Raw genomic sequence first — 25,955 nt, forward strand, 5'->3', positions numbered from 1 at the left:
AATGTCAAATATGCGGACGGCTCTCTTCCGGAGCCTTGTTTCCGGCTGATGGCTCTAACCTGTCCCGCGGCCGGCGGCAATGCACCTAAAGCCGGATGACGCTGCGTCTTAGCGTCATCCGGCGGTTAACTATTGGGCAAGATGCGTTGAGGCGCTATTTGAGCGCGGCCGATGTCAGCTTGAATTTCCGGATGCGCTTTCCGGTATCGGCCTCGGCGGTATAGACGTTACCCTTGGCGTCAATCGCCATGGTGTCAGTCAGGCCGGCGCGCGGAAGCTCATCAGGGTGCGGGACTTGTAGTCGTAGAACTTGCCGGTCTCGGTCCAGTCAGGCGCGCACATCGGCACGATGAATTCGGCGACCTGTCCGGGCGTGTCGAGCGTCGCGGGATCCTCGCCCGGCATCAGGGTGGCGCGCATGCGCGTGCGGACCGGGCCGGGGTTGAACAGATTGACGCGCAGCTTCGTATTCGCCGTCTCCTGCGCCCAGGCGCGGGCCAGCGTTTCCAGCGCGGCCTTGGACGCGGCGTAGGGGCCGACATAGGCGGTCGCTTTGTTGGCGGCGCCGGAGGTGACGAACACGGCGCGGCCGGCGTCGGACTGCCTCAGCAGCGGCTCCATGCAGCGGATCAGCTGGAAGTTCGCGGAGACGTTGACCGCCATCACGTCGTTGAAGGCCTTCAGCTCGATATGGCCGAGCGGCGAGGAGGGGCCGAGCACGCCGGCATTGCCGACGAGGATGTCGAGCTTGCCGTAGCGCTCGTGCAGGCCAGCGCCCAGCCGCGCGATGCCGTCGGAATCGGTGAGGTTGAGCGGCACCAAAGTGGCGCTGCCGCCGACTTTTCGGATCTCGTCATCGAGCTCTTCCAGCCCGCCCTGCGTGCGCGCCACCGCAACGATATGCGCGCCGGCCTTCGCCAGCGCAATTGCGGTGGCGAAGCCGATGCCGCGCGAGGCGCCGGTGACGAGAGCGATGCGATCAGCGAGGGGTTTTGTCATGGCGGGGTTTTACAGCCGTGGATGGCCGGGACAAGCCCCCATGATCCCGTCATTCCGGCGCGGTCCGCAGGACCGAACCCGGAATCTCGAGATCCCGGGCTCGATGCTTCGCATCGCCCCGGGATGACGCCATTGGTGTCAGCTCGCCTCAGCCAGCAACGACAATTGCCGTGGTTGTGGCTCGGTCTGGGTCTGGTCGGTGAGATGGGTCGGATAGGCGCCGGTGAAGCAGTGGTCCGAGAATTTCGGGTTGGCGGGGTCGCGGCCGGGCTCGCCCATGGCACGGTACATGCCGTCGATCGACAGGAAGGCGAGCGAGTCGGCGCCGATGATCTCGCGCATCTCCTCCAGCGAATGCGTCGCTGCGAGCAGGCCGCCGCGGTCGGGCAGGTCGATGCCGTAATAATCGGGATAGAGGATCGGGGGCGAGGCGAGGCGGAAATGGACTTCCTTGGCGCCGGCATCGCGCATCATGCGCACGATCTTCTTCGAGGTGGTGCCGCGCACCAGGGAGTCGTCGATCAGGATGATGCGCTTGCCTTCGATCGCGGCGCGGTTGGCCGAATGCTTCATGCGCACGCCGGATTCGCGGATCGCCTGCGTCGGCTGGATGAAGGTGCGGCCGACATAATGGTTGCGGATGATGCCGAGCTCGAACGGAACGCCGGAATGCTGGCTGTAGCCGACCGCAGCGGGCACGCCGGAATCCGGCACCGGAACGACGACATCGATCGGCACGTGGCTCTCGCGCGCGAGCTGCGCACCGAAGGCCTTGCGCACTTCGTAGACCGAACGGCCGTGGACGATGGAGTCCGGCCGGGAGAAGTAGATGTATTCGAAGATGCAGGGACGCGGTGCCATCGGCGGGAACGGCTTGTGGATGTCCTGGCCGTTCTCGTCGAACACGATGACTTCGCCGGGCTCGATGTCGCGGACGAAGCGCGCGCCGATGATGTCGAGCGCGCAGGTCTCCGAGGTCAGGATCGGACAGCCGTCGAGATCGCCGAGCACCAGCGGGCGGATGCCGCGCGGATCGCGCGCGCCGACCAGCTTCTTGTTGGTCAGCGAGACCAGCGCATAGGCGCCTTCGATCTCGCGCAGCGCGTCGATATAGCGCTCGATGAAGCGGGCGCGCTTGGAGCGCGCGACCAGGTGCAGGATCACCTCGGTGTCGGTGGTCGACTGCATCATCGCGCCGTGCCGCACCAGCTCGCGGCGCAGCGTCAGGCCGTTGGTGAGATTGCCGTTATGCGCGACGGCGAGGCCGCCGGCATTGAGCTCGGCGAACAGCGGCTGCACGTTGCGCAGGATCGTGGCGCCGGTGGTGGAATAGCGGACATGGCCGACCGCGACATTGCCGGGCAGGCGGTCGATCACCTCGCGGCGGGAGAAGGTGTCGCCGACGAGGCCGAGGCGGCGTTCCGAGTGAAAGCGGCTGCCGTCGTAGGAGACGATGCCGGCCGCTTCCTGGCCGCGATGCTGAAGGGCGTGAAGGCCGAGCGCGGTGATGGCCGCCGCATCAGGGTGACCGTAGATGCCGAACACGCCGCACTCCTCGCGCAGCGTATCCCCCTCTAGATCGTCCTGAAGCTCCAGCGCGGCCGGGCCCGGACCGGCGTTGGGATCGAGATCAAGTTGGGCGTCCTGGTCAGGGTGTCGCATCTCGTCCGCGCCTCTCTCTAGGGCTCAATCAACGCGCCGCAGGTTTCTCGATCAGCTTTTTCAGGCTGTCACGAGCAGGTTTACTGTATCCGTCGCCACTGCCCGAAGGCTGCTGCTCGGATTCAGCTTGATCATCATCTGGTTTGTTTTTCTTGAATCTCTTCAAGATGGTGTTCTCGGGGTCGTCAGGCAAGAGGGCCATCAGCCAGTCCCCGGTTCCCTGGAGCACCACGCGGGACTTGGCCCCCGTGACCCAGTCCGGACGCTGCTTGTCCGGAACCAGCCAGGTGAAGAACAGGAAGGCGACCACGACGATCAAAAGCCCGCGAGCCAGGCCAAACAGGAAGCCGAGGGTGCGGTCCAGCGCGCCGATCCGCGAATCCAGGATCATGTCGGAGATCCGGACCGTGATCACGGAGACCACGACGAGGGTGCCCACGAACACGCCGGCGACGACGACCACGCTCGCGACCGTGTCGTTGTTGAAATAGGTCTTGGCGGTCGGCAGCAGTTTCGAGAACGAGTACAAAGTCACGATCGCCGCCGCGCCCCAGGCCGCAATCGACAGGATTTCGCGCATGAAGCCGCGGACCATCGCGAGCAGGCCCGAGATCAGCATCACACCGAGCAGGATCAGGTCGAGGAGTGTTACTGGCATCGGCTGGTCTGGTCCGCTCGTACTCTCAAAGGTGCTCAGCGAATCGGTGTTTGGCCGCTGCCTTAAAAGAGGGGCAGACGGCGTTCCCGGCAAGGCCGCAACCACGCAATCCCATGCTGCTTTTGTGACGGCTGTATAGCGGCGGGGGCCGGGGACGTCACCTCCACCTAACCCTCTCCGCGGCGGAATCTTGCCGGTGTGGCATTTTTCTCTGCCGGGGCGTTCGATTCGCCTCGGCGGGAGCCGCGGGCGGCGATCTCGGCCACCAATGTCGTCAGGCTGTTCACCGCATTCAGCGACAATCCGGCATCGCCGCCGGTCTCGCCGCGTGCCGATTCGGGCAGCACGGCGCGCTGGAAGCCGAGTTTTGCCGCTTCCTTCAGCCGGGCCGGGGTCTGGGCCACCGGGCGGACCACGCCTGAGAGCGAGATCTCGCCGAAATAAACGGCATCGGTGGGTAACTGCGCATTAACCAGCGACGACACCAGCGCCGCAGCGGCGGCGAGGTCGGCCGCGGGCTCGTGGATGCGCAGGCCGCCGGCGACGTTCAGATAGACATCATGGCCTGACAGCTTGACCCCGCAATGCGCCTCCAGCACCGCCAGCACCATCGACAACCGGCTCGGGTCCCAGCCGACCACGGCGCGGCGCGGGGTGCCGAGCGAGGTCGGGGCCACCAGCGCCTGCAATTCGACCAGGACTGGCCTTGTGCCCTCGATGCCCGCAAAAACTGCGGTGCCGGGCGTGCCGAGATCGCGCTCGGACAGGAACAGTTCGGAAGGGTTGGTAACCTCGCGCAGCCCGAGGCCCGTCATCTCGAACACGCCGATCTCGTCGGTCGGGCCGAAGCGATTCTTCACGGCGCGCAGGATCCGGAATTGCTGCGAGCCTTCGCCCTCGAACGACATCACCGCGTCGACCATGTGCTCGACCACGCGGGGACCTGCGATCTGGCCGTCCTTGGTGACATGGCCGACCAGGATGATGGCCGCCCCCGTTTTCTTCGCAAAGCGGATCAGCGCCTGCGCCGAGGCGCGCACCTGCGTCACCGTGCCGGGCGCCGATTCCACCGTGTCGGTCCACATGGTCTGGATCGAGTCGATCACGATCAGCCGCGGCACCGCGCCCTCCGACAGCGTCGAGACGATGTCCTCGACCGAGGTCTCGGCGGCGAGCTGGACCGGCGCGTCCGACAGCCCGAGCCGCTCGGCGCGCAGGCGCACCTGGGCGACCGCCTCTTCGCCGGAGATGTAGACCACGCGGTGGCCGGCGCGCGCCAGCAGGCTGGTCGCCTGCGTCAGTAGCGTCGACTTGCCGATCCCGGGATCGCCACCGACCAGCAGCACCGAGCCGCGGACGAAGCCGCCGCCGGTGACGCGGTCGAGCTCGGTCATGCCTGAGGAGAGGCGCGGAGCATCCGGGCTTTTCCCGGCAAGGCTCTCCAGCGCAAACGTCCGGCCCTTGCGTTTGGACCGGATCGACACCGGCACGCTGCCGCTCGTGTCTTCTTCCGCGAGTGTATTCCACTCGCCGCAGGACTCGCACTTGCCCTGCCAGCGGTTATAGGCCGCGCCGCAGTTCTGGCAGACGAAGGAGAGGGTGCTCTTGGCCATGGGGGGACAGATGAGTCGAGGTTTCAACCTGCTGGATAGCACGGAACGGCGGCCCTGATGGCCGGCGCTTCGATTATCTCAATCCGACACGATAGATATACCGTTCATTAGCTCTGTGCCGCTGTGGCGGGGTTGATTTTGCGAAGTATTAGCGGACGCGGGTCCAACCTCGGAACCGATCGGGGTGGGAATGGAAATGCCGGGATTCCGACGAATATTGCTCGCTGCGGGCATGGCCTGCAGCATTTTCGCGTATGCCGGCGGGAGCCTTGCCAAGCCCCTCGACATCGTCTTCGTCAACCCCGGCAAGACCGGCGAGGTCTATTGGGACATGGTCGCGCAGACCATGCAGGCGGCCGGCCGCAGGCTCGACGCGCATGTCGAGGTGCTGACCAGCGAGCGGAATTACCGCATCATGCAGGAGCTCGGCTTCGGCGTGGTGGCACGTCCCGAAAAGCCCGATTTCCTCATCCTGTCGAACGAGGAGTCCGCCGCCGTCCCGATCCTGGAGGCGGCCGAGGCCGCTGGCGTCAAGACGCTGCTGCTCTCGAACACGCTGATCGGCGAGGATGCGGCGCGCCTTGGACCGCCGCGCGAAAAGCTCAAGACCTGGCTCGGCGACATCACGACCGATCTCCAGACCGCGGGTGCACGGATGGCCAACGCGCTGATCGGGGTGGCGCGTGCCGAGAAATCGCAGAGCCCCGACGGCAAGATCCACATTCTCGGAATCGGCGGCGACGAGATCACACCGGCCTCGATTGCCCGTAACGCCGGTCTCAAGCTGGCCGTGGATGCCGCGCCCGACGTCGTGGTGGACCGGCTGCTGTTCGCCAACTGGACGCAGTCGGAGGCCGAGCGGGTCACTGCGAATTATCTGGGCTGGGCTTCTCGCAAGGGAATCCGGCCCGCCGGCATATGGGCCGGAAACGATCCGATGGCGCTCGGCGCGCTCCGCGCGGCCATCGCTGCCGGCCTTGTGCCCGGTCGAAACATCCAGGTGGTGGGTCTCAACTGGTCGGAGGACGCGCTGCGCGAGATCAAGGCGGGTCGTCTGCTCCTGACCGACGGCGGGCATTTCCTGCTTGGTGGCTGGTCGATTGTTCTCCTGCGCGACTATGCCGATGGCTGCGATTTCGCAGCTGTTTCCCCCCGCGTCGAGGTCAAGACGTCGGCGATCACGCGCGACAACCTCGCCTCGGTTGGCGACCTCATCAGGATGCGTGCGTTCGACCGGATCGACTTTGCGCGGTTCAGGGCGAAGACCGGACGCTGCGGCCAATATGACTTCTCCCTCGAGGCGCTCATCTCGTCACTGTCGCTTCCCGAAGGCGTTGCGGACTGATGCGCAAGGATGAGGCGATGACCGATCCGGATCGCAACCAGCAGGCGCCGCCGCCGCGCCTGCGCTCGGTCGTTCACGCGATGATCTGGGCTACCGTGCCCGTTCTGCTGCTGGTGCAACTGCTGGCCTCTGCCGGCGTCGAGGCATCGAGCTTCTGGTCGCAGGTCAGGCAGCTCGACGCCCGCATGGTCCGGGTCGCCGAGAGCCGGGCCGAGCTGATCGCCGAACCGCTGTGGAAGATGCGTTACGACCAGGTCACGGGCGTGCTCAACGAGATCATGCACGACGAGACCATCGCGGCGGCGGCCGTCTATGACGATACCGGCGCCGCGATTGCCCGCGTGGTCGCCCGGCCCGACGACCAGCAGGTCGCGGAAGTCTCGCGCCCGATCCACTACAGCAATGGCAACATGGCCGTTCAGGCCGGTCGCATCGCCATCGCTTATTCGCGTGCGACGCTGTACGCGGATGCGGGCAGCCGCCTGGTGCTGCTGCTGGTGGTCGGCCTGCTCGCAACGTTTGCGACCCTGATCGCCATGCGGATCTCCGCCAACATCTTCATCGGCCGGCCGCTGGCGGCGATGATGTCGGCGATACAGCGCAGCAAGCAGGATGGCCGGGCCTATCCGGCGGACGTCACGTCCTCGAACGAATTCGGCCAGCTCGCGCGCGCCTTCAACGCCATGCAGCACACGACGTCAGGCGCGCTGGATCGGCTCGGGCACATGGCGACGCACGATCCGCTCACGGGGCTGCCGAACCGGCGCTCCCTGACCGAGCGCCTGGCCGTGGCAAGCCGGGACGGAGGCTCGCCGGATACGCTGGTCGCGTTTTGCTTCATCGATCTAGACGACTTCAAGGGCATCAACGACACCTTCGGTCACGACGCTGGCGACAAGTTCCTGGTTCAGATTTCGGAGCGTCTTCGTAGCGCGGTCGAAGCGGAGGACTGGGTTGCACGGCTCGGCGGCGACGAGTTCGTCGTCATTCGTCCCGAGGTGAGCCACGAACAGGCAGCGCACGCATTCGCTCAGCAGGTGCTGGACGCCATCTCCGAGCCCATCCGCCTCCACGACAAGCTAGTGGTGCCGCGCGCGAGCATCGGTCTTGCCGTGCGCCGCGCCGACGATCCGGAGCTGTCGCATCTACCGACGCTCGCCGACATCGCGCTCTATCATGCCAAGAGCAAGGCGCCCGGCACGGTCGCCGTGCTGGACGAGGCGCTTCAGCGCGACTATCGCCGCCGCAGGGACCTCGAGCTCGCCATTCCCACCGGATTCGCCGAGGGGCAGTTCGAGGTTTGGTACCAGAGCCAGGTCGATCTCGAGACTCACGAGGTTGTCGGTCTGGAAGCGCTGATCCGCTGGCGGCATCCTGAGCATGGCGTGATCGGTCCCGGCGAATTTCTGCCGCTGATCGAGCGCAGCGGCAACAATGCGCGGCTGACCCGCTATGTGCTGACCGATGCCTGCCGGGCGTTGCAACGATTGGCCGCCGCCGGCAGGCCGCAGATCCGGATCGCGATCAATTTGCCGCCGTCCGAACTTGCCGACCACTCGCTCGCCGCCGAGCTGCGCGCGACCTGCGCGCGCTTCGATGTTGCGGCCTCATCTCTCGAGCTCGAGATCACCGAGGGATCGCTGATCAACAACATCGCCAGCGCCTCCGAAACGCTGCATCGCCTGCGGCGCCTCGGCGCCTCGGCGCCACGATCGCGCTCGACGATTTCGGCACCGGCTACAGCTCGCTCGCCCATCTCAGGCGCTTCCCGCTCGACAAGGTCAAGATCGACAAGGCATTCATCCGGGAGATTCCCGACAGCGCGGAGGACAAGGCCATCGTCGGCGTGATCGCATCGCTCGCCGACACGTTGGGGCTGACCCTGGTCGCAGAAGGCATCGAGCACGCCGAGCAGGCCGAGGCCATGCGTGACATGGGCGTGAGGTTCGGGCAGGGCTTCCTCTATCAGCGGCCGCAGCCGCTCGAGGCCCTGTTGCAATGGCTCCACACGCAGCCGGCGGCGCCGAGACGCGGCATCACCGAGAGCCCATCGATCGCGCCGGAATTCGCCGCCTGAGCGCCGCCGTGTCACGGTTGAGCCGCGCTCCAGAGCATCGAGAGGCCGGCTGCGATCATGATCGCGTCCATCACCAGGCGGAACACGTCCGGCCTCAGATGCAGCACGAAGCGCTTTGCGATGAAGGCACCTGACATCAGCGAGGAGCCGGCGATCAGGCCCTTCATGAACACGTCGCCCGTCAGCGCGCCGAAACGCTCGAATGTCACTGATTTCGCGAAGTAGAGGCCGAGCGATGAGGCCGCTTCGGTGGCGAGGAAGGCGCCCTTGCTGAGGCCGTAGAACAGGAACAGCGGCACGCTGAGCGGGCCGGTCGAGACCACGATGCCGGTGAGATAGCCGATGATCGCGCCGCCGACGGCCAGATGCCAGAGATTGGCCTTGAGCTCATGCCGCGCCAGCCAGTGCCGCACCGGCACCATCGCGATCAGGAAGATACCGATGGTGAGATCGACGACGTGCGAGGGCAGCGCCAGCAAGGTCCGCGCACCGAGCGCTGCAGCCGGAATGCCCGTGACCGAATAGGCCGCGCAGGCCCGCCAATCGACCTCACGCCACCAGGCCAGGATCCGCGAGAAGTTCGCCATCACGGAGGCGACGGCCATGATCGGCACGGCCTCCTTCGGCCCATAGGCATAGACCAGCACCGGCATCAGCATGATCGACGAGCCGGTGCCGACGATGCCTGAGATGGTGCCGGCGACGAGGCCGACGCTGAGGACGAAGAGAAAGGCCAAGACAGTCTCCACGAATCGGGAGAGTTTAGCCCCTGGCAGCGATACCGGCGATCCGCGCCAGGCGAGGGAACCTGTGCTGCGCGTGCGCATGCCGGTCTGAGCTCCGTCTCTGAGGCGTTCGGTGCAAGCGGCTTCGCAGCGACAATCGTGCGTCGCGGCGACACGCCGTCACGGAGCATGGAGATCAATTTCGCTCTCTTTGGCCACGGAGTGGCTGAATTTCGGTCTGATCTTGCGGCGCGCCGTGCGAGTTGCCATCATCCATGCAAACCGTGATCATGATGCCGTGACCCTCACGTCTCTCAGAAGCAGCGTCCGCCGCCTTTACGAGGGCGCAACGTCCAGCGGCGTGCGCTTCCGCTATGCGCTGCTCGCCTTCGACATCGTGACGGTGCTGTTCATCATCGCAACCTCATTCCTGCAGCCAAGTGAGATCATTGAAACGCTCGATGTCCTGTTCGGCGTCATGCTGCTTGCCGACTTCTCGGCTCGGCTCCTCGTCGATCGGCATCCGTTTCGAAAATTCACCGAAATCGCAACGTGGGCCGACATGGTTGCGATCGTATCCTTCCTGGCGCCGCTTGCCGGCGAGGCGGGCGGTTTTCTCCGGATCCTGCGAACCTTGGGGCTGCTACGTGACTACCAGATGCTGGTGAGATTGCGCATCGATTCTCCGTTCTTTCGTCGCAACGAAGACGTCATCTTCGCCGTCACGAACCTGGCAGTCTTCATATTCGTCATGACCGGGATCGTTTACGAGACTCAGAAGTTTCGCAACGACGAGATCCGGAACTATGCCGATGCCCTGTATTTCACCGTCACGGCACTGACGACGACCGGCTTTGGCGACATTACCCTGTCGGGCACGGTCGGTCGTTTGATAACCGTCGTGATCATGATCTTCGGCGTAACGCTGTTCTTCAATCTCGCCCGCGCGCTCCTCAGTCCCAACAAGGTGCGATTTCCGTGTCCGGCTTGCGGGCTCCAGAGGCATGACGCCGATGCGGTGCATTGCAAGGCCTGTGGAACTCTTCTCAACATTCCGGATGAGGGGGCAGTCTGAAGAGCTCTCGCTGCCGGCGACGCCGTCAATGCGTGCTTGCTCGACGATTTCGATCTGGATGCGGTGCCTGTGAACGTCATCGACGGCAGGAAGTTGTGGTGAGGGTCACCGCAGCACCACCCATGCCGGCGCGTGATCGCTCGCGCCATCCTCGGCGCGGATCTTCCTGTCGACGCCGGCTTTTGCCAGGCGCGGGGCGAGGGCAGGGCTGAGCAGGAGATGATCGAGCCGCAGCCCTGCGTCGCGCGGCCAGCGGTTTCGCTTGTAGTCCCAGAACGTGTAGATGCGCTCGCCCGGGTGTAGCTCGCGGATCGCGTCGCACCAGCCTTGTTCGACCAGCGATGCAAAGGCCGCGCGGCTCTTCGGCTGGATCAGCGCATCCTTGTCCCACGAGCGCGTCGGGTAGATGTCGATCTCGGTTGGCGCCACGTTGTAGTCGCCGGCGAGCACGACGGGCAGATCCTGCTTGATGAACGTCTTGGCGTGGCGCTTGAGCCGCGCGAACCAGTCGAGCTTGTAGTCGAATTTCGGCCCCGGCTGCGGATTGCCGTTGGGCAGGTAGATGCTGGTGACGATGATGCCGCGCACGGCGGCTTCGATGTAGCGGGCTTCGAGATCGTCAGGCCTTCCCGGCAAGCGGTCGCGGGTGAGAATGGTCTCGGCATTGCGGGCCAGGATGGCGACGCCGTTCCATGTCTTCTGTCCACACCAGACCGCACCGTAGCCGGCCTTTTCGATCGCTGCCGCCGGAAATTCGCCATCACTTGCCTTCAACTCTTGAAGCGCGACGACATCGGGCTTTGCGACGCGCATCCATGCCAACAGATTGGGCAGGCGGCGGTTGATGTTGTTGATGTTGAATGTCGCGATCTTCATGTAGAGCTATCGGCTCCTGCCTTCCGTCACCGGAGATACAATGTCCAAATCGAGCTTTGTTGCCATCGCACTCGTCGTCGCGTTCTCCGGAGGCGCATCGGCACAATCGTCCGATCCGCGCGGTGCGTGCAAGGCGGACTACGACAAATTCTGCGCCGGCATCGCGCCGGGTGGCGGCCGGGTCGTCGCCTGCCTCAACGGCAAGCGCGACCAGCTCAGCGACACCTGCAAGGCGGCGCTGGACAGTCGGAAGAAGTAAGCAGGGCAGCTAATCTCGCGTCGCGGACAAGCCGCGGCGCGAAAGCGATGCGGCGCAGAGCCAGGCCCGGAAAGCGAGAAGCGGCGTCGATCAGGTCGGCAGGGGCGGTGGGCTTGCGGGCTGCTCGATTGGCGGCGGTGGGAGCGGCTGCTCGGCTCCCGTCGGCAGCGCCGGCCGTTCCAGCGGCTCCACCACATCGCCGCCTTTGTAGACGCGGGCATAGCGGTGGCCGAGGCTGGTGAGCACCTCGTAGCCGATCGTGCCGAAATGGTGCGCGAGCTCGTCGACGGTGATGCCGTCGCCGAGCAGCGTCACCATGTGACCGCGCCGCGCCGCGTTCGGCGGCAGGTCGGTGATGTCGATGGCGATGAGGTCCATCGAGATGCGGCCTGCGATCGGGCAGCGCTTGCCGGCCACGATGACGTCGGCGCCGCGGGTGCCGTCATTGGAGCTGGCGGCACGCAAATAGCCGTCGGCATAGCCGACCGCGATGATCGCAAGTTTCGTCGGCCGCCGCGCAGTCCAGGTGCCGCCATAGCCGACGCTCTCGCCGCGCTCGACATTGCGGATCTGCACGATGCGCGCCTTGAGCTCGACCACCGGCTGCATCGGATTGTCGGCCTCCGGCGTCGGGTTGACGCCGTAGAGCGCAGCCCCCGGTCGGACCAGGTCGAGCTGGAATGGCGCGCCGAGGAAGATGCCGGAGGAATTGGCGAGGGCCGCCGGGACGCCCGAGAACTCACTGGCAATGCTGCGGAAGGTCGCGAGCTGTTTGGCATTCATGGGGCTGTTGAGCTGCTCGGCCGAGACCAGATGGCTCATCACCAGCGTGATGCCGTGATCGCCGGCGTTGATGCGGGGGATGATGGCCTGCGCGTCCGCAAGCGTCAGGCCGAGCCGGTTCATGCCGGTGTCGATGTGAACAGCCGCGCCCCCGGTCCAGCCGCTGCGGCGGCAGAATACGTCCCATTCGGCGAGCTCGTTCAGATCGCCGATCACCGGACGGCAATTGATCTTGGCGTAGTGCTCGCCGGTGTTCTGGAAATAGCCGCCCAGCACGTAGATCGTGGGCTCCGGAACGGCCGCGCGCACCTTGCGCGCCTCCTCGAGGGTGGCGACGAAGAAGGTCCTGCAGCCCGCTTTGCTCAGCGCCCGTGACACCTGCTCGGCGCCGCAGCCATAGGCGTCGGCCTTGATCACCGCCGAGCATTCGGCCGGCACCGCCGTCTTCTCGAGCTTGCGCCAATTGGCGATGATGGCATCGAGATCGACGGTCAGCACGCCGCCATAGGCCGCGAGCGCGGCAGCCTGATTGGCCTCTGCGGAGGGAAGACCGGATTGCGGGATCGTTTTCGGGTCGGACGCCATTGTCATGGCGCCGTTTTACGCAAGAGGCAGGTCCGGTTCAACCCAGGGAACAATCTAGTAGTCGCTGCGATCCGGCAGCTGGCCGTCATGCGCGAGGTCGCCGAAGCGCGTGACCGAGGAATCGAAGTGCAGCTCGACCGTGCCGGTCGGGCCGTGGCGCTGCTTGCCGATGATGACTTCGGCCCGGCCCACCGTGCGTTCCATGTCGGCCTGCCATTTGGCGTGTTCCTCGGTACCGGGACGCGGCTCCTTCATGGCGAGGTAATATTCCTCGCGGAACACGAACAGCACGACGTCGGCGTCCTGCTCGATCGAACCGGATTCGCGCAGGTCCGAGAGCTGTGGCCGCTTGTCGTCGCGCGATTCGACCTGACGCGAGAGCTGCGACAGCGCGATGACGGGGACGTTGAGCTCCTTGGCCAGCGCCTTGAGGCTGGTCGTGATCTCCGTGATTTCCTGCACGCGGCTGTCGTTGGCGCGCTTGCTGGAGCCGGACAGAAGCTGGATGTAGTCGATCACGAGGAGGTCGAGGCCCTTCTGGCGCTTGAGCCGGCGCGCGCGCGCCATCAGCTGCGCGATCGAGAGGCCGCCGGTGGCGTCGACGTAGAAGGGCAGCGACTGCAGCTCGATCGAGACCTGTCGGATCTTCTCGAAATCGGCTTCCGAGATGCCGCCGCGCCGGATGTGGGAGGAGGGAATGCCGGTGCGCTCGGCCACGATACGCGTGGCGAGCTGGTCGGCCGACATTTCGCAGGAGAAGAAGCCGATCACGCCGCCATTGGCGGCCTTCATGGTGCCGTCGGCCTGCAGCTCCGGAACATAGGCTTGCGCGACGTTGTAGGCGATGTTGGTCGCCAGCGAGGTCTTGCCCATGCCGGGACGTCCGGCGACGATGATGAGGTCGGAGTGCTGCAGGCCGCCCATCTTGGTGTCGAGGTCGCGCAGGCCCGTCGAGATGCCCGACAGCTTTCCGTCGCGCTGGAACGCCTTTGCCGCGAGATCGACCGCGACCGTCAGCGCCTGCGAGAATTTCTGGAAGCCGCCGTCATAGCGGCCGGATTCGGCGAGTTCATAAAGCTTGCGCTCGGCGTCCTCGATCTGCGCCCGTGGCTGGAAGTCGACCGGTGCGTCGTAGGCGACGTTGACCATGTCCTCGCCGATGCCGATCAGGTCGCGCCGCAACGACAGGTCGTAGACGGTGCGGCCATAGTCCTGGGCGTTGATGATGGTGGTGGCTTCGGCGGCGAGCCGCGCCAGATATTGTCCGATGGTCATGCCGCCGACATCGGTATCGGCGGGCAGGAACGTCTTCAGCGTGACGGGCGTCGCGATCTTGCCCATCCGGATCAGGCTGCCGGCGGTCTCGAAGATCGTCTGGTGTAGCGGCTCGAAGAAATGCTTCGCCTCCAGGAAGTCGGAGACGCGGTAGAAGGCGTCGTTGTTGACCAGGATCGCGCCCAGAAGGCTCTGTTCCGCCTCGATATTATGCGGCGCGCTCCGATAGGCGGGAGTCCCGGCATCGGGCGCGAGTTTGAGAACGTTCGAATCAGTCAGGGCCATGGTCGGACGTGCTTAGCAATCTTCTTGGGCAGATGCGGGGCCGGGATAAAGCGCCGCCGCAGGCGAAAGCGGAAGCAAAAGCTGACCGCTATCAACCGCTCAGTTAAAATGGTGGATGATTAGCGGTCGCAGCATGCGCCGCGCTTGACGGATTTCCGCGGACCTCGCGTGGCGGAAGCGGCCGCGCCATCGAAAAATACCGGAACCCATGAACCCTATCGACGGGCGCGCAGACGTATGGAGAGCGCGCGAAATGACGCACGCTGGCCGCGGCCGGCTCGGTTCAGACCAGCAGGAGGTAGACCAGCGCAACCAAGGCGGCCCCGACGCCGGTGACGATCAGGGCATAATCGGTACGGAGGTCGTCCGGCACGTCCAATGAGGTTCGGGTCTCTTTGCTCATGGTGACGGTCTAAGACAGCCCCGACCAGACTTATGTGAAGCAGATCACATCTCCCCGGATTCTTTCGGGGATCATGCGGAACAGCCAGGCCGGCCGGGGATTGTCCATTTCCGCGCCAACAGAGACATGAGGCGAGCGATGCAGCCAGAACGGCAGCACCAGAACTGGCGAAGCGAGGCTGGCAGCCGGCTTTGGCTGTCCGGGTTGATCGCGGCCATGGAGCACGCGGAACGGCCTGACGTCCGTCGCCAGCCGGTCGCACCCGAGATCCTGCTGCAGGTGCGCGCGCAACTGGCGCTAACGGCCTCTTTCCGGACCTCCCTGATGTCGACCTTGCGTCACTAAAGCATGATCCGGAAAAGTGCGCAGCGGTTTTCCGAAAAGATCATGCTTAAACAACAACCTAAAGCGCGATGACGATTCATCCTAATCGCATCGCGCTTTAGGACCAGGGTCTATTCACCAGCCAGCTTGAGCCTGGGCATGGCCGAGCCCTCACGCGCCCGCAGCCGGGCTTCCTCCCGCTGGATGTAGTCGCGGGTTATCGGCACCACACCCTGGCGACGGGTCAGCTGGATCTGGAAGTTCATCATGGCCTGCTTGCGGAACGTCATCTCGCAGGCCGCCAGATAGAACTCCCACATCAGGGCGAAGCGCTCGTCGTAGAGCTGCACCGCCTCCTCGCGCCGCGCCATGAAGCGCTCTCGCCAGGCCTTCAGCGTCTCGGCGTAGTGCAGGCGCAGAATCTCGATGTCGCAGACCAGGAGGCCCGCTCGCTCGATCGCCGGCAGCACCTCCGAGAGGGCGGGGATGTAGCCGCCGGGGAAGATGTACTTGGCGATCCAGGGATTGGTCGAGTCCGGGCCCTGCGAACGGCCGATCGCGTGCAGCAGCATGACGCCGTCCTCGCTCAGCAATTCGGCGCAGCGCTGAAAGTAGGCGTCGTAGAACCTTGCCCCGACATGTTCGAACATGCCGACCGAGACGATGCGGTCGAACGTACCGTCAATGTCGCGATAGTCCTGGAGCTGGAATCTGGCCGAGTCCGTCAGGCCCTTTTCGGCAGCGCGCGCATTGGCGACCTGCAACTGCTCGGTCGACAGCGTGATGCCGGTGAGATCGGCGCCCGCGATCTCGGCGAGATAGAGCCCGAGGCCGCCCCAGCCGGAGCCGATGTCGAGCACGCGCTGGCCGTCCTTGATGAGAAGCTTCGCTGCAATGTGCCGTTTTTTGGCAAGCTGTGCGTCGTCGAGCGGCATCTCGGGCGTTTCGAAATAGGCGCAGCTATATTGCTTGTCGGCATCGAGAAAGAGCGAATAGAGCCGGCCGTCGAGATCGTAGTGATGGGCGACGTTGTGGCGGGAGCGGGTGCGGGGATTGAACTGCTTCAGGTGCCGCGTCAGGTAGCGCAGGTGCCACCACGGTTTGGCCCAGTGCGGCAATAGGTCGGGTTGATCGAGCAGGATCGCGAGGGCATCAGCTATGGTGCCGCGCTCGACCACGAACTCGCCGTCCATGTAGGCCTCGCCGAGCCCGAGCTCGGGATTGATGAGGCTCTTCCGCTCCGCGTCCGCGGTGACGAAGCGCACCGCGACCGGCTCGCCGGAGCCGTCGCCGACCGTGAACTTCGATCCGCTTGCGCTGGTCACCGTCATCGACCCGCGCCGGATGAATTGAGACAGGAATTTACGCAACAAACGGTCCATCGACATTTCCTCTCGAGCGAACCCGAAAGATGCGACTAACCCGGCTTTCACATCTGACGCCCAGGCGCCGCAGCGGTTCCTATGCGTTTGCATCCAAATCTAGCGAGGCGGTTCCGGCCGCGCTATTGCGCTGTATTCAAAGCCGATATTCGAAAATGGCTTAATCACATCCTTGCGCGTGGAGCCTGCTTCCATTCGCGGCTCAATCGGTTAAAAGGTGACCGCCGCCGCGCCGGAGGCCGGCTGCATTCGCGGAATTCAATGGAGACGATGGGAATGTCGAGCCGAGCGCTCAGCCTCGCGACGGTATTGCTTCTGACCGGCTTCGGCGCGGCCGATACCGTTCTTGCGCAGGCGACGAACCTCGAGGCCGGCAAGACCCCGTCCCAGCTTTTCGCGCAGACCTGCAATGCCTGCCACAAGAGCCCGCGCGGACTCTTGAAGTCCGTCACGCCGGGGTCGTTGCCGGGATTCCTGCGCCAGCACTACACCACGAGCTCGGACATGGCGGGCGTCCTCGCCTCCTACCTGGTCTCCAACGGTGCCACCGACACCCGCTACCAGGCCAAGGACGGCAAGAAGGACGGCGCCAAGGAGAAGGAAGCCAACTCCGCTCCGGGCCAGTCGCCTGAGCATCAGGGCCGCCGCCACCGCTCGCAAGAGGCCGCCAGGCCGGAGGGCGAGGGTGCTGCTCCGGCCCCCGAGGGCGCGCGTCAGAAGCGCGCGGCGCGACCCGCCGAGGAAAGTGCGAAGCCGGAGGGACAGGCCGCGCCCGAGCCGCGCAAAGGCAAGCGGCGCGCCAAGCCGGGCACTGAGGAAGCCCCGAAGGTCGATGCTGCCGCCCCGGCGACCGAGGACAAGAAGAGCGAGCCAAAGCCTGAGGCCGTCAAGCCCGACAGCGCCAAGCCCGACAGCGCCAAGGCCGAGCCCGACAGCGGCAAGGCATCCGAGAAGCCCGTTGAGCCCAGGCCGGATAGCTCAAAGGTCGAGACGCGCGGCAGCGAAGCTCCGGCACTGCGATCCGACCCGGTCCCGCAGGTGACGCCGGCTGCACCTGCCGCGGCAAAGCCCGCCGAACCGGCGTCGTCCAAGCCGGCGGACGAGGCCGCTTCCAAGCCGGCCGCGCCTGCAGCCAGCGCCGAACCGGCGGCCAAGCCGCAGCAGGAGCAGACGCCGCCCGCAACCGCTGCAGCCCCGCCAGCGCAGTCGTCCGGCCCGCCGGCACCGCCGATCTCGCGCTAAATCCGCTACGTTCTCAGCCTGACATGCGGAGGCCGCTTTCAATGCGGCCTCCGCATCGCATTGACCACGGCTAGAGTGTTGCTCTAGAGTGATGCTCTAGGAGACGTCGATGGCGGCGAGCGTGCGAGACGATCTGTTGGCAGCCGGGCTGCTGGTGTTCGACCGCGTCGGCTTCGAAGCCGCGACGGTGGCCGCGATCCGCACCCGGGCCCGCGCCTCCAACGGCAGCTTCTTTCATGTCTTCGGATCGAAGAAGGAGCTTGCCGGTGCGCTGTTCCTGGAGGTCTTGCGGCACTATCACGCCGCGGTGCTGGCCGCGCTCGATCCCGTGCCCGATGCGGAGCAGGGCATCGATCGCCTGATCCGGGCTCATCTCGACTGGGTCGTGACCAGCCGGCGCGAGGCGCGCTACCTCTTCGAGATCTCACGCAGCGAATGGGGCGAGGACGTGCGCGATGCCCAGCGCGCGCAGAACGCGCGGCTTGCCGAAGGCATCGAGCGCTGGCGGGCGCCGCTGGTTGCAGGCGGCGAGCTTTTGCCGATGACGCCGGTGATGTTCGTCAGCCAGCTCATCGGTCCGGCGCAGATCTTCTGCCGTGCCTTTCTGTCGGGGCGCGATCGCACCGATCCGCGCATTGAGGCCGACACGCTGATCGCTTGCGCCATTCGTGCGCTGAGGCCACTCGATCGCATCAACAAGCAATAGGGAGAGACCGCATGCGGGCCGAAGCTGATCCGGAATTCGCGCCAATTGCCGAACGCATCCACGCCAATGTCGGCCGGCAGGGTTTCATGAACCTGGTGGGCGCCGAGCTCTCCGAATTGTCGCGCGGCACCTGCACCATCGCCGTGGAGCGCCGGCCGGAGCTGCTTCAGCAGCACGGCTTCTTCCATGGTGGCGTTACCGCGTTCCTGGTCGACAACGCCACGACGATCGCTGCCGCGACCTCGCGCGGCCAGCCGGCGCTGACGGCCGAATACAAGCTCAATTTGTTGTCGCCAGCGGTCGGTGAAAAGCTGATCTGCCGGGCAAAGGTGATCAAGCCGGGCCGACAGGTCGCTGTGGTTGCGGCCGATGTGTTCTGCGTCAGCGACGGAGTCGAGAAGCATACGGCAACTGCGCTGGCCTCGATCGCGATGCTGAGCGAGGACGTCGCCGGCAGAACGAAAAGCCCGGCCGCCTGAGGCGACCGGGCTGATCTCTACTGCCGTCATTCCGGGGCTCGCGAAGCGAGAACTCTGGTGCGCAATTGCGCACCTGAGGTCTGGTCCTTCGGACTATCCCGGAATGACGGCTTGTGGCTTACTTCTCTTCCGCAGCCGGGGCCGGCTCGACTTCGTCGTGCTGGGCGTCCGGATCGAAGAACTCGCCGGCGGCGGCGATCGCCTCGGCCGCCGCATCGCGGTCCTCGTTGCGGGTCGAGATATCCTCGCCGCGGTTGATGCGCTCGGCCTCGTCCTGGCTGCGCGCGACCGTCACGGTGATCTCGACCTCGACCTCGGGATGAACGGCGACGGTGATCGTGTGCTTGCCGATGGTCTTGATCGGCGCATCGAGCTGAATCTGCGGGCGAGCCAGCGAAACGCCATCGGCTTCGAACGCGATGACGATGTCACGCACGTTGACCGAGCCGAACAGCTGGCCGGCTTCCGACGCCTGGCGGATCACGATGATGTTCTTGCCTTCGATCTTCTCGGCGACCTTGGACGCCTCGGCCTTTGAGGCGAGGTTGCGGGCCTCGAGCTCGGCCTTCATGCCGTCATACTTGGCCCGGTTGTCGGCGGTGGCGCGCAGCGCCTTGCCGCGCTTGAGCAGGAAATTGCGAGCGTAGCCGTCGCGAACCTTCACGACTTCGCCCATCTGGCCGAGCTTGTTGACGCGTTCCAGCAAAATGACTTCCATATTCGTTCTCCTCTTGAAGTGCTCTGTAGGTTTCAGTTTCGGGGTGACTTAAGGGGTTGGCAGTGGGGGCGGCTGCCGGCTGCGCAGGAAGCGCTCGCGAAAGCCGAACACGGCATCCGCTAGACCGAGGATGACCATGGCGATCACTGGCCATCCGAACACGACGACGACGGCGTAGGTCGAGCCGAGCCAGAATGTGCGGCTCTTCAGCGCGAGTGTCAGCGTATGCAGCACGGCGAAACCGGTCAGCGCATAGGCCATCATCAGCGCGGCCGTGGCGATCTGCGCGACGATGGCAAGCAGCCCGCCGGTGAAGCAGAAGGCGAGCGCGATGCAGAGCGCCACCAGGGTCATCGGCGGCAGCTCGGCCGCCATCAGATCCGGCCAGGGACGGCGCAGCCGGCCCGACGTCGCGGTCACCTTGGCGCTGAGCCAGAGGTTGAGAGTCAGCGTCATCATCGCGATGATCGTGGCGCCGGCCGGTACCATGCGCACCAGCGCGTCGACGAACTGGCCGGCTTCGCCCGAGGTCTGCGGGTCGGTGGTGCGGAGGAGGCGCATCAGCCCGCGCCGCAGCGTACCGGTGATGGTCTCGGCGTCGCTGCCGAGCGTGAGCAGGGCGGCGATCGTGGTCAGCGTGGCGAAGCCTGCGATCCAGAGCAGGAGGCGGCCGACCGGATACCACTCGATCTCGGGCTTGGCCGGTGGTTCGCCGCCGGCGTCCGGCGCGAGGCTGCCCACCGGCCGGCCGAGCAGGGCGAGATGACCAAGCCACCAGGCCGGCAACGCGACGGTGACGGCGAAGGCGATGCAGTAGGGCAGGCCGAACAGGGCGCCGAGGCCGATCGCGGCGGCAATGCCGCCGAGGCTCGCGCAAAGCGGTCCCCAGCCGATCGCGGCGACCATCAGCGGCAGCGGTGCGAGATAGAACAGGACGAGCGAGATCATCGCGCCCGAGATGATCGAGGCGAACATCAGGGCCGACGCTGCGCCGGCGATCAGGGCAATGAGTACAAATGCCATCATCAGCTGTCCCGCTCCCTTCGAGCGGTTAGAGGCGTCGTTTGCCCCAACCATCGGCGACCGGACGACCCGGAAGCCTTATGAGTTCAGAAAGTCACGACCGGCGGCCCAGCGGCCGCCGGTCGAATTGGTCGTATCAGCGAATGACGTAGGGCAGGAGGCCCAGGAAGCGCGCGCGCTTGATGGCGCGGGCGAGTTCACGCTGCTTCTTTGCGGACACCGCGGTGATGCGGCTCGGCACGATCTTGCCGCGCTCGGAGACGTAACGCATCAGCAGCTTGGAGTCCTTGTAGTCGATCTTCGGCGCATTGGCGCCCGTGAACGGGCAGCTCTTGCGACGACGGAAAAACGGGCGACGTGCACCAGCTTCAGCCATTGTTCTTACTCCCCATCCGTGGTTTCAGCTTCGTCGCGCGGACGGCGCGGACCGCGATCGCCGCGGAAACCGCCCTCGCGGTCGCCCCGGAAGCCGCCTTCGCGCTCGCCGCGGAAGCCGCCGCCACGATCGTCACGCTCGCGATCGCGGTCGGCCTTGCGCATCATCGCGGACGGGCCTTCCTCGAGCTCCTCGACGCGGACGCTGAGATAGCGGATCACGTCTTCGCTGATGCGCTCCTGGCGCTCGATCTCGGCGATCGCCGCGGACGGCGCGTCGATGTTGAGCAGCACGAAATGCGCCTTGCGGTTCTTGTTCATGCGATAGGTGAGGGAGCGCACGCCCCAATTCTCGGTCTTGGTGACCTTGCCGCCGAGACCCTCGACGATACCGGTCATCTGCGCAGTCAGCTCTTCGACCTGCTGCGGGCTCGCGTCCTGACGCGCGAGAAAAACATGCTCGTAAAGAGCCATGGACGTCCTTTCCTCATGTTGGCGCATCGCCCGGCGTCAAGCCCTTGAGAGACCTTCGGAAAGGACTCTGGGATGAAGCTCAGAAGGCGGAAACACGGGACGACGGGCCGACTGGCCCTGCCACACCAAAATCACGAATGATTTGCTGAGACCGTCCGTTCAGCTCCCGGCCGGGGTCTGCGGATGCGCGCCTTATACGGATTTTGGCCGGCTTTGCAAGGTTGGGGGCAGGTTGTCGGCCCGGATCCCGCGCCGGTGAAACTGGACCACCCTCCCATACCATATCCGCTTGACCCGTTTGTTTGTATGTCATACAAATAAATCGACGGAGAGGACCTCCATGGCAGAAACCTCGGCCCGCGGGCCGCTCGAGGCGGCAGGCGATCCCAAGCACGCCGCGCGCGCGACGCGCTCGGCCGGCCGAAAAATGCGGTCGTTACTCTTGGATGCCGCGAGCCCGCTGTTTCGGGAGCGGGGGCTGTCCGGCACGGCAATCACCGACATCGCGGCCGCCGCGGACGCGTTCCCGAGCCAGATCACCTATTACTTCCGCACCAAGGAGGCGCTGTTCGTCGAATGCGCCTGCCGCGATCTGCTGTATCTGGCGCGTGCGACCGAGCAGGCGGCGCTGAGGGCGCGCACGCCGCGGGAATATACCCACGCGCTGGCCGAGACGGTCACGGCGAGCGATTCGGTCGCTTTCTTCGCGGAAGCGCTGACATTGACGCGCCGTCGCCAGGATCTCGCACCGCTGGTCGAGCGGACCATCGAGCGCCTGCACGGCGAAGGCGCGCGCGCCTATGCCAGCCAGGTGGCGCGGCACGGCTGGCGCTCCCTGCGCGCGCCCGACGAAAGCTCTCGGCGGTTCTGGGCCGTCGCCATCGGCGTCATTCTCGAAGGCTACGCCATGGGCCGTTCGCCCGAGGAGCTCTGCGCCGAGATGCTGCGCGTGCTGGGCGAGCAGGCGAAATCCACCGGCGACACCGGGCGCCTGCGTCTCGTCGAGGAGGCCGGCGCGTCCAGCGATTCGAATGGAGAGGGTAGGCCATGACCGCGCTTCGCATGCGTGCCCGCGATTTCCTGACCGACGATCAATTGGCCGACGTGCGCCAGCGCGTCACATGGAAAGGTGTTGCGCTGATCGCGCACGCCTGGGCGCTGATATCAGGAGCGATCGCCTTGGTCGCGTGGTGGCCCAATCCGATCACCTACGTCCTCGCCGTCGCCATCATCGGCTCGCGCCAGCTCGGCCTTGCGATCCTGATGCATGACGGTGCTCATGGCTGCCTGTCCGCCGACGAGAAGACCAATCTGGCGCTGAGCCAGTGGTTCTGCGCCTATCCGCTGTTTGCGGAGACGCGCAGCTACCGGCGCTATCACCTGCAGCATCATGCGCGCACCCAGCAGGAGGACGATCCCGATCTCGTGCTGTCGGCGCCGTTTCCGATCACCAAGCTCAGCTATCGCCGCAAGTTCGTTCGCGACATCACCGGCCAGACCGGCTACCAGCAGCGCAAGGCGCAACTACTCAACGCGCTTGGGCCAAAGGACTGGCCGTGGCGGCAGCGCGTGGCGCATTTCTGGGAGAAGCTTGGCCCGCAATGTGTCGTCAACGCGATCATGTTTGCGGCGCTCGCTGCGGCTGGCGTGTGGTGGGCCTATCCGCTGCTATGGCTGGTGCCGCTCCTGACCTGGATGATGGTCATCACCCGCATTCGCAACATCGCAGAGCACGCCGTCGTCCCCGATAGCAGCGATCCCCTGCGCAACACCCGCACCACGCATGCCAATTTTCTCGAGCGCCTGTTCATTGCGCCGTACTACGTGAATTATCACCTCGAGCATCATCTCTTGTTCTACGTGCCCTGCTACAATCTGCCGAAGGTGCATTGTCTCCTGAGTGCGAGCCGGTATGCCGGCCGCATGGAAGTGCAGCCGAATTACGCGGCGGTGCTGCGGCTGGCGACGGCCAAGCCGAACCGCGAGGATCGGCCGGGGCAACTTGTCAACAGTGCGCGCCGCGCGCAGGCCGGGGCGGAAGTCGATGCCAACCAGACCGCCGGCGGGTTTTGAGGGGGCGCATTCCCGGTTGAATGCCGGCCGAAGCTCCCATCTCAGCTTGACAGTGCAGCCCCGGACGGTGTCTACGGCCCCCTTTGGAGCATGATCCGGAACCATGGCCTAAGGCCGTGCCACATCGGCTGCCGGTTCTCGCAGGGACCATGCCCGACAAGCAGGGAGCGCCGATGACGGCCGCATTCACATTTCCTGGGCAGGGTTCCCAGGCAGTCGGCATGGGCAAGGCCCTGGCCGACGCCTTTCCGGTGGCGCGCGCCGTGTTCGACGAGGTCGATGCCGCGCTTGGCGAGAAGCTGACGGCCACCATCTGGGAAGGTCCGGCCGAAACCCTCCAGCTCACCGAGAACGCCCAGCCGGCGCTGATGGCGGTCTCCGTCGCCACGCTGCGTGTCCTGGAGGCCGAGGCTGGTTTTTCCGTGGGACGAGATGCGGCGTTCGTCGCCGGTCATTCGCTTGGTGAATATTCGGCGCTGGCCGCGGCCGGCAGCCTGACGGTTTCGGATACCGCCCGTCTGCTTCGCACGCGCGGTCTCGCAATGCAAAAGGCGGTCCCGGTCGGCGCCGGCGCGATGGCCGCGCTGCTCGGTCTCGACTACGAAGCCGCCATGGAGGTCGCCAACGAGGCGGCGCAGGGCCAGGTCTGCCAGGCCGCCAACGACAATGGCGGCGGGCAGGTGGTGGTCTCGGGCGACAAGGCCGCGGTCGATCGCGCCGTCGAGATCGCCAAGGCCAAGGGCGCCAAGCGCGCGATGCTGCTGCCGGTGTCCGCGCCGTTCCATTGCAAGCTGATGCAGCCGGCTGCGGACGCCATGGCGGACGCGCTGGCCAAGGTCACGATCAAGGCGCCGGCCGCGCCGCTGGTGTCGAACGTGCTGGCGAGCGCCATCACCGATCCCGACGAGATCCGCCGCCGCCTGGTCGAGCAGGTCACCGGCACGGTGCGCTGGCGCGAGTCGGTCGCTTACATGGCCGGGCAGGGCGTCACCCGCTTCTTCGAGATCGGCGCCGGCAAGGTGCTGACAGGTCTCGTCAAGCGCATCGCGGACGGTGCCGTGGGCGTTGCGGTCGGCGGTCCGAACGATATTGCCGCCGCCAGGGATGCATTGGCCGCCGCGAAGCAGGCTTGAAGCGCGACGAATGGTCGTCGCGCTTGAGTTCTCGAGTTGACGCACGATCTTTCCGGAAAATCGCTGCGCATTTTTCCGGGTCGTGCTTTGGAGGAGTTATCGATGTTCGATCTGACTGGCCGAAAGGCGCTCGTCACCGGCGCGACCGGCGGCATCGGCGGCGCGATCGCGCAGGCGCTGCACGCGCAGGGCGCCACCGTCGCGATATCGGGGACGCGGAAGGAAGTGCTGGACGAGCTTGCGGGCAAGCTCGGCGAGCGCGCCCATGTGCTGCCCTGCAATCTTTCCAAGGCCGACGAGGTCGAGGCGCTGGTGCCGGCTGCGGAAGCTGCGATGGGCCAGGTCGACATTCTCGTCGCCAACGCGGGCATCACGCGCGACAACCTCTTCGTGCAACTTCGTGACGAGGACTGGGACGAGGTCATCAACGTCAATCTGACCGCGACCTTCCGCCTGGCGCGCGCCGCGACCAAGCTGATGATGCGCAAGCGCTTCGGCCGCATCATCGCCATCACCTCGGTGGTCGGTGTCACCGGCAATCCGGGGCAGGGCAATTATACTGCGTCGAAGGCAGGCCTGATCGGCATGATCAAGACGCTGGGTGCCGAGTACGCCAAGCGTGGCGTCACCGCGAACTGCATCGCGCCCGGTTTCATCAAGACGCCGATGACGGATGCGCTCAACGACAAGCAGCGTGAAACGATTCTAAGCAAGGTTCCGGCCGCCCGCTTGGGGACGCCCGAAGACATTGCGGCAGCCGCGGTCTACCTGAGTTCGAACGAAGCGTCCTATGTCACCGGGCAGACCATCCACGTCAACGGCGGCATGGCCATGATCTGACGCCTCGTGCCGCACTGCCGTCAAGGCGGTGCCGGATGCCGGATGCGGCAAACGGCCGTTTCCGGAGCGAAATGAGGCTTGTAGTCAAGGCAATTGAAGTATGATAACCGGACCTTCAACGGATGGGCAAAGAACGCCATTGCAGGTTTTTGAAACCCTGTATATTGGCGATGCGGAGCCTTTGGCCGTCGTTCGCCGGGGCCTGCATCGGTTAGGATGGGCCAAATCAAGTTCGTAAGCGAAGGCAGTCAAACGACCACGACGGCTCGTATCGTCCCGGGGGGTCGGGTCTACAGGGAACAACACGAGGTTAAGCAATGAGTGACATTGGCGAACGGGTTAAGAAGATCGTGGTCGAACACCTTGGTGTTGAGCCCGAGAAGGTTGTCGACAACGCGAGCTTCATCGACGACCTCGGCGCCGACAGTCTGGATACCGTCGAGCTGGTGATGGCGTTCGAGGAGGAATTCGGTTGCGAGATTCCGGACGACGCTGCGGAAACGATTCTCACCGTCGGCGACGCCACGAAGTTTCTCGAGAAGAACGCGAAGAGCTAAGCTCTTCAT

25 protein-coding genes and 1 pseudogene are annotated in these 25,955 nt (G+C 65.3%); 13 read left to right on the forward strand and 13 right to left on the reverse strand.

Going from position 1 to position 25,955, the window contains the following annotated elements:
• Positions 1-258: 258 nt before the first annotated feature.
• The 4 genes from ABIA42_RS11220 to radA all read right to left on the reverse strand — a co-directional run bounded on the left by ABIA42_RS11220 (position 259) and on the right by radA (position 4,932).
• Positions 259-999: an SDR family NAD(P)-dependent oxidoreductase gene (locus ABIA42_RS11220; RefSeq protein WP_271530366.1), complete on the reverse strand. Its 741-nt coding sequence runs from the start codon at positions 997-999 to the stop codon at positions 259-261.
• A gap of 138 nt (positions 1,000-1,137) precedes the next feature.
• Entirely contained in the window at positions 1,138-2,661 is a 1,524-nt protein-coding gene (gene purF, locus ABIA42_RS11225; protein WP_370113628.1) for an amidophosphoribosyltransferase, read from the reverse strand.
• A 28-nt stretch (positions 2,662-2,689) separates the two neighbouring features.
• Positions 2,690-3,319 carry a CvpA family protein gene (locus ABIA42_RS11230; RefSeq protein WP_018317599.1) on the reverse strand — a complete coding sequence of 210 codons (630 nt, stop codon included), beginning with the start codon at positions 3,317-3,319 and terminating at the stop codon, positions 2,690-2,692.
• Positions 3,320-3,486: 167 nt separating this feature from the next.
• Entirely contained in the window at positions 3,487-4,932 is a 1,446-nt protein-coding gene (gene radA, locus ABIA42_RS11235; RefSeq protein WP_028178043.1) for a DNA repair protein RadA, read from the reverse strand.
• Positions 4,933-5,128: 196 nt separating this feature from the next.
• Here radA and ABIA42_RS11240 point away from each other — a divergent pair, with 196 nt between their 5' ends.
• Together ABIA42_RS11240 and ABIA42_RS11245 are read left to right on the forward strand one after the other, a co-directional pair.
• Positions 5,129-6,277 (forward strand): ABC transporter substrate-binding protein, encoded by a 1,149-nt coding sequence (locus tag ABIA42_RS11240; RefSeq protein WP_370113626.1) that lies wholly within the window; start codon positions 5,129-5,131, stop codon positions 6,275-6,277.
• Positions 6,277-8,354: pseudogene (locus ABIA42_RS11245) on the forward strand (putative bifunctional diguanylate cyclase/phosphodiesterase). Before ABIA42_RS11240 ends, ABIA42_RS11245 begins: the two are co-directional and overlap by 1 nt.
• 11 nt (positions 8,355-8,365) lie before the next feature.
• On the opposite strand, the gene ABIA42_RS11250 reads toward ABIA42_RS11245, so the two are convergent.
• A complete protein-coding gene (locus ABIA42_RS11250) occupies positions 8,366-9,091 on the reverse strand; it encodes a sulfite exporter TauE/SafE family protein (protein ID WP_271530369.1) in 726 nt (241 codons plus the stop codon).
• Between the two features lie 286 nt (positions 9,092-9,377).
• Between ABIA42_RS11250 and ABIA42_RS11255 the strand changes: the two genes are divergently transcribed.
• Positions 9,378-10,154, forward strand: a complete 777-nt coding sequence (locus tag ABIA42_RS11255) for a potassium channel family protein (RefSeq protein WP_370123527.1) — start codon at positions 9,378-9,380, stop codon at positions 10,152-10,154.
• Positions 10,155-10,259: 105 nt separating this feature from the next.
• Here ABIA42_RS11255 and ABIA42_RS11260 read toward each other — a convergent pair whose 3' ends face one another.
• Positions 10,260-11,030, reverse strand: coding sequence for an exodeoxyribonuclease III (locus ABIA42_RS11260; protein WP_370113623.1), 771 nt, complete (start codon positions 11,028-11,030; stop codon positions 10,260-10,262).
• 40 nt (positions 11,031-11,070) lie between these two features.
• On the opposite strand from ABIA42_RS11260, the gene ABIA42_RS11265 reads away from it, so the two are divergent.
• Positions 11,071-11,289, forward strand: a complete 219-nt coding sequence (locus ABIA42_RS11265) for a cysteine rich repeat-containing protein (protein ID WP_028178049.1) — start codon at positions 11,071-11,073, stop codon at positions 11,287-11,289.
• A gap of 90 nt (positions 11,290-11,379) precedes the next feature.
• On the opposite strand, the gene alr is transcribed toward ABIA42_RS11265, so the two are convergent.
• Complete coding sequence (alr, locus tag ABIA42_RS11270) at positions 11,380-12,657, reverse strand: alanine racemase (protein WP_370123524.1); 1,278 nt, start codon at positions 12,655-12,657, stop codon at positions 11,380-11,382.
• Between the two features lie 54 nt (positions 12,658-12,711).
• On the reverse strand, positions 12,712-14,217 hold the full coding sequence (locus ABIA42_RS11275; protein WP_028178051.1) for a replicative DNA helicase: 1,506 nt from the start codon (positions 14,215-14,217) through the stop codon (positions 12,712-12,714).
• Between the two features lie 541 nt (positions 14,218-14,758).
• Between ABIA42_RS11275 and ABIA42_RS11280 the strand changes: the two genes are divergently transcribed.
• Positions 14,759-14,965 carry a transcriptional regulator gene (locus ABIA42_RS11280; RefSeq protein ID WP_370113621.1) on the forward strand — a complete coding sequence of 69 codons (207 nt, stop codon included), beginning with the start codon at positions 14,759-14,761 and terminating at the stop codon, positions 14,963-14,965.
• 110 nt (positions 14,966-15,075) lie between these two features.
• Here the strand turns inward: ABIA42_RS11280 and ABIA42_RS11285 are convergent, their stop codons facing one another.
• Positions 15,076-16,326 carry a cyclopropane-fatty-acyl-phospholipid synthase family protein gene (locus tag ABIA42_RS11285; RefSeq protein WP_271530372.1) on the reverse strand — a complete coding sequence of 417 codons (1,251 nt, stop codon included), beginning with the start codon at positions 16,324-16,326 and terminating at the stop codon, positions 15,076-15,078.
• Between the two features lie 276 nt (positions 16,327-16,602).
• On the opposite strand from ABIA42_RS11285, the gene ABIA42_RS11290 reads away from it, so the two are divergent.
• The 3 genes from ABIA42_RS11290 (at position 16,603) to ABIA42_RS11300 (ending at position 18,753) form a co-directional block, all read left to right on the forward strand.
• On the forward strand, positions 16,603-17,568 hold the full coding sequence (locus ABIA42_RS11290) for a hypothetical protein (RefSeq protein WP_370143773.1): 966 nt from the start codon (positions 16,603-16,605) through the stop codon (positions 17,566-17,568).
• Between the two features lie 109 nt (positions 17,569-17,677).
• Positions 17,678-18,274, forward strand: coding sequence for a TetR/AcrR family transcriptional regulator (locus ABIA42_RS11295; protein ID WP_271530374.1), 597 nt, complete (start codon positions 17,678-17,680; stop codon positions 18,272-18,274).
• 11 nt (positions 18,275-18,285) lie between these two features.
• Positions 18,286-18,753 (forward strand): PaaI family thioesterase, encoded by a 468-nt coding sequence (locus ABIA42_RS11300; protein WP_271530376.1) that lies wholly within the window; start codon positions 18,286-18,288, stop codon positions 18,751-18,753.
• A gap of 118 nt (positions 18,754-18,871) precedes the next feature.
• Here the strand turns inward: ABIA42_RS11300 and rplI are convergent, their stop codons facing one another.
• The 4 genes from rplI to rpsF all read right to left on the reverse strand — a co-directional run bounded on the left by rplI (position 18,872) and on the right by rpsF (position 21,343).
• Complete coding sequence (gene rplI / locus ABIA42_RS11305; RefSeq protein ID WP_194387725.1) at positions 18,872-19,471, reverse strand: 50S ribosomal protein L9; 600 nt, start codon at positions 19,469-19,471, stop codon at positions 18,872-18,874.
• A gap of 48 nt (positions 19,472-19,519) precedes the next feature.
• Positions 19,520-20,497, reverse strand: coding sequence for a DUF2232 domain-containing protein (locus ABIA42_RS11310; RefSeq protein ID WP_271530377.1), 978 nt, complete (start codon positions 20,495-20,497; stop codon positions 19,520-19,522).
• Between the two features lie 133 nt (positions 20,498-20,630).
• Positions 20,631-20,870 (reverse strand): 30S ribosomal protein S18, encoded by a 240-nt coding sequence (gene rpsR, locus ABIA42_RS11315; protein WP_007592020.1) that lies wholly within the window; start codon positions 20,868-20,870, stop codon positions 20,631-20,633.
• A 5-nt stretch (positions 20,871-20,875) separates the two neighbouring features.
• On the reverse strand, positions 20,876-21,343 hold the full coding sequence (rpsF, locus tag ABIA42_RS11320) for a 30S ribosomal protein S6 (protein ID WP_028180244.1): 468 nt from the start codon (positions 21,341-21,343) through the stop codon (positions 20,876-20,878).
• A gap of 340 nt (positions 21,344-21,683) precedes the next feature.
• Between rpsF and ABIA42_RS11325 the strand changes: the two genes are divergently transcribed.
• From ABIA42_RS11325 to ABIA42_RS11345, 5 genes are all read left to right on the forward strand, one after another.
• Entirely contained in the window at positions 21,684-22,394 is a 711-nt protein-coding gene (locus tag ABIA42_RS11325; RefSeq protein ID WP_271530378.1) for a TetR/AcrR family transcriptional regulator C-terminal domain-containing protein, read from the forward strand.
• The gene (locus ABIA42_RS11330; protein ID WP_370113617.1) at positions 22,391-23,416 is read left to right on the forward strand and encodes a fatty acid desaturase family protein; all 1,026 of its coding nucleotides are present in this window, start codon (positions 22,391-22,393) and stop codon (positions 23,414-23,416) included. Before ABIA42_RS11325 ends, ABIA42_RS11330 begins: the two co-directional genes overlap by 4 nt.
• 173 nt (positions 23,417-23,589) lie before the next feature.
• Positions 23,590-24,549: an ACP S-malonyltransferase gene (gene fabD, locus ABIA42_RS11335; protein WP_370113615.1), complete on the forward strand. Its 960-nt coding sequence runs from the start codon at positions 23,590-23,592 to the stop codon at positions 24,547-24,549.
• Between the two features lie 102 nt (positions 24,550-24,651).
• Positions 24,652-25,389: a 3-oxoacyl-[acyl-carrier-protein] reductase gene (gene fabG, locus ABIA42_RS11340; RefSeq protein ID WP_271530381.1), complete on the forward strand. Its 738-nt coding sequence runs from the start codon at positions 24,652-24,654 to the stop codon at positions 25,387-25,389.
• A 317-nt stretch (positions 25,390-25,706) separates the two neighbouring features.
• Positions 25,707-25,946, forward strand: a complete 240-nt coding sequence (locus ABIA42_RS11345) for an acyl carrier protein (protein ID WP_008551805.1) — start codon at positions 25,707-25,709, stop codon at positions 25,944-25,946.
• Positions 25,947-25,955 lie beyond the last annotated feature (9 nt).

It is taken from the genome of Bradyrhizobium sp. USDA 327 (assembly GCF_041262065.1).
In the GTDB taxonomy this organism is placed as follows: Bacteria; Pseudomonadota; Alphaproteobacteria; order Rhizobiales; family Xanthobacteraceae; genus Bradyrhizobium; species Bradyrhizobium liaoningense.

Excerpts from the sequence above, each read along its gene's own strand:
- ABIA42_RS11220 (WP_271530366.1), bottom strand. The coding sequence starts at position 999 with ATGACAAAACCCCTCGCTGATCGCATCGCTCTCGTCACCGGCGCCTCG.
- purF (WP_370113628.1), bottom strand. The coding sequence starts at position 2,661 with ATGCGACACCCTGACCAGGACGCCCAACTTGATCTCGATCCCAACGCC.
- ABIA42_RS11230 (WP_018317599.1), bottom strand. The coding sequence starts at position 3,319 with ATGCCAGTAACACTCCTCGACCTGATCCTGCTCGGTGTGATGCTGATC.
- radA (WP_028178043.1), bottom strand. The coding sequence starts at position 4,932 with ATGGCCAAGAGCACCCTCTCCTTCGTCTGCCAGAACTGCGGCGCGGCC.
- ABIA42_RS11240 (WP_370113626.1), top strand. The coding sequence starts at position 5,129 with ATGCCGGGATTCCGACGAATATTGCTCGCTGCGGGCATGGCCTGCAGC.
- ABIA42_RS11260 (WP_370113623.1), bottom strand. The coding sequence starts at position 11,030 with ATGAAGATCGCGACATTCAACATCAACAACATCAACCGCCGCCTGCCC.
- ABIA42_RS11265 (WP_028178049.1), top strand. The coding sequence starts at position 11,071 with ATGTCCAAATCGAGCTTTGTTGCCATCGCACTCGTCGTCGCGTTCTCC.
- alr (WP_370123524.1), bottom strand. The coding sequence starts at position 12,657 with ATGGCGTCCGACCCGAAAACGATCCCGCAATCCGGTCTTCCCTCCGCA.
- ABIA42_RS11275 (WP_028178051.1), bottom strand. The coding sequence starts at position 14,217 with ATGGCCCTGACTGATTCGAACGTTCTCAAACTCGCGCCCGATGCCGGG.
- ABIA42_RS11280 (WP_370113621.1), top strand. The coding sequence starts at position 14,759 with ATGCAGCCAGAACGGCAGCACCAGAACTGGCGAAGCGAGGCTGGCAGC.
- ABIA42_RS11285 (WP_271530372.1), bottom strand. The coding sequence starts at position 16,326 with ATGGACCGTTTGTTGCGTAAATTCCTGTCTCAATTCATCCGGCGCGGG.
- ABIA42_RS11290 (WP_370143773.1), top strand. The coding sequence starts at position 16,603 with ATGTCGAGCCGAGCGCTCAGCCTCGCGACGGTATTGCTTCTGACCGGC.
- ABIA42_RS11295 (WP_271530374.1), top strand. The coding sequence starts at position 17,678 with ATGGCGGCGAGCGTGCGAGACGATCTGTTGGCAGCCGGGCTGCTGGTG.
- ABIA42_RS11300 (WP_271530376.1), top strand. The coding sequence starts at position 18,286 with ATGCGGGCCGAAGCTGATCCGGAATTCGCGCCAATTGCCGAACGCATC.
- rplI (WP_194387725.1), bottom strand. The coding sequence starts at position 19,471 with ATGGAAGTCATTTTGCTGGAACGCGTCAACAAGCTCGGCCAGATGGGC.
- ABIA42_RS11310 (WP_271530377.1), bottom strand. The coding sequence starts at position 20,497 with ATGATGGCATTTGTACTCATTGCCCTGATCGCCGGCGCAGCGTCGGCC.
- rpsR (WP_007592020.1), bottom strand. The coding sequence starts at position 20,870 with ATGGCTGAAGCTGGTGCACGTCGCCCGTTTTTCCGTCGTCGCAAGAGC.
- rpsF (WP_028180244.1), bottom strand. The coding sequence starts at position 21,343 with ATGGCTCTTTACGAGCATGTTTTTCTCGCGCGTCAGGACGCGAGCCCG.
- ABIA42_RS11325 (WP_271530378.1), top strand. The coding sequence starts at position 21,684 with ATGGCAGAAACCTCGGCCCGCGGGCCGCTCGAGGCGGCAGGCGATCCC.
- ABIA42_RS11330 (WP_370113617.1), top strand. The coding sequence starts at position 22,391 with ATGACCGCGCTTCGCATGCGTGCCCGCGATTTCCTGACCGACGATCAA.
- fabD (WP_370113615.1), top strand. The coding sequence starts at position 23,590 with ATGACGGCCGCATTCACATTTCCTGGGCAGGGTTCCCAGGCAGTCGGC.
- fabG (WP_271530381.1), top strand. The coding sequence starts at position 24,652 with ATGTTCGATCTGACTGGCCGAAAGGCGCTCGTCACCGGCGCGACCGGC.
- ABIA42_RS11345 (WP_008551805.1), top strand. The coding sequence starts at position 25,707 with ATGAGTGACATTGGCGAACGGGTTAAGAAGATCGTGGTCGAACACCTT.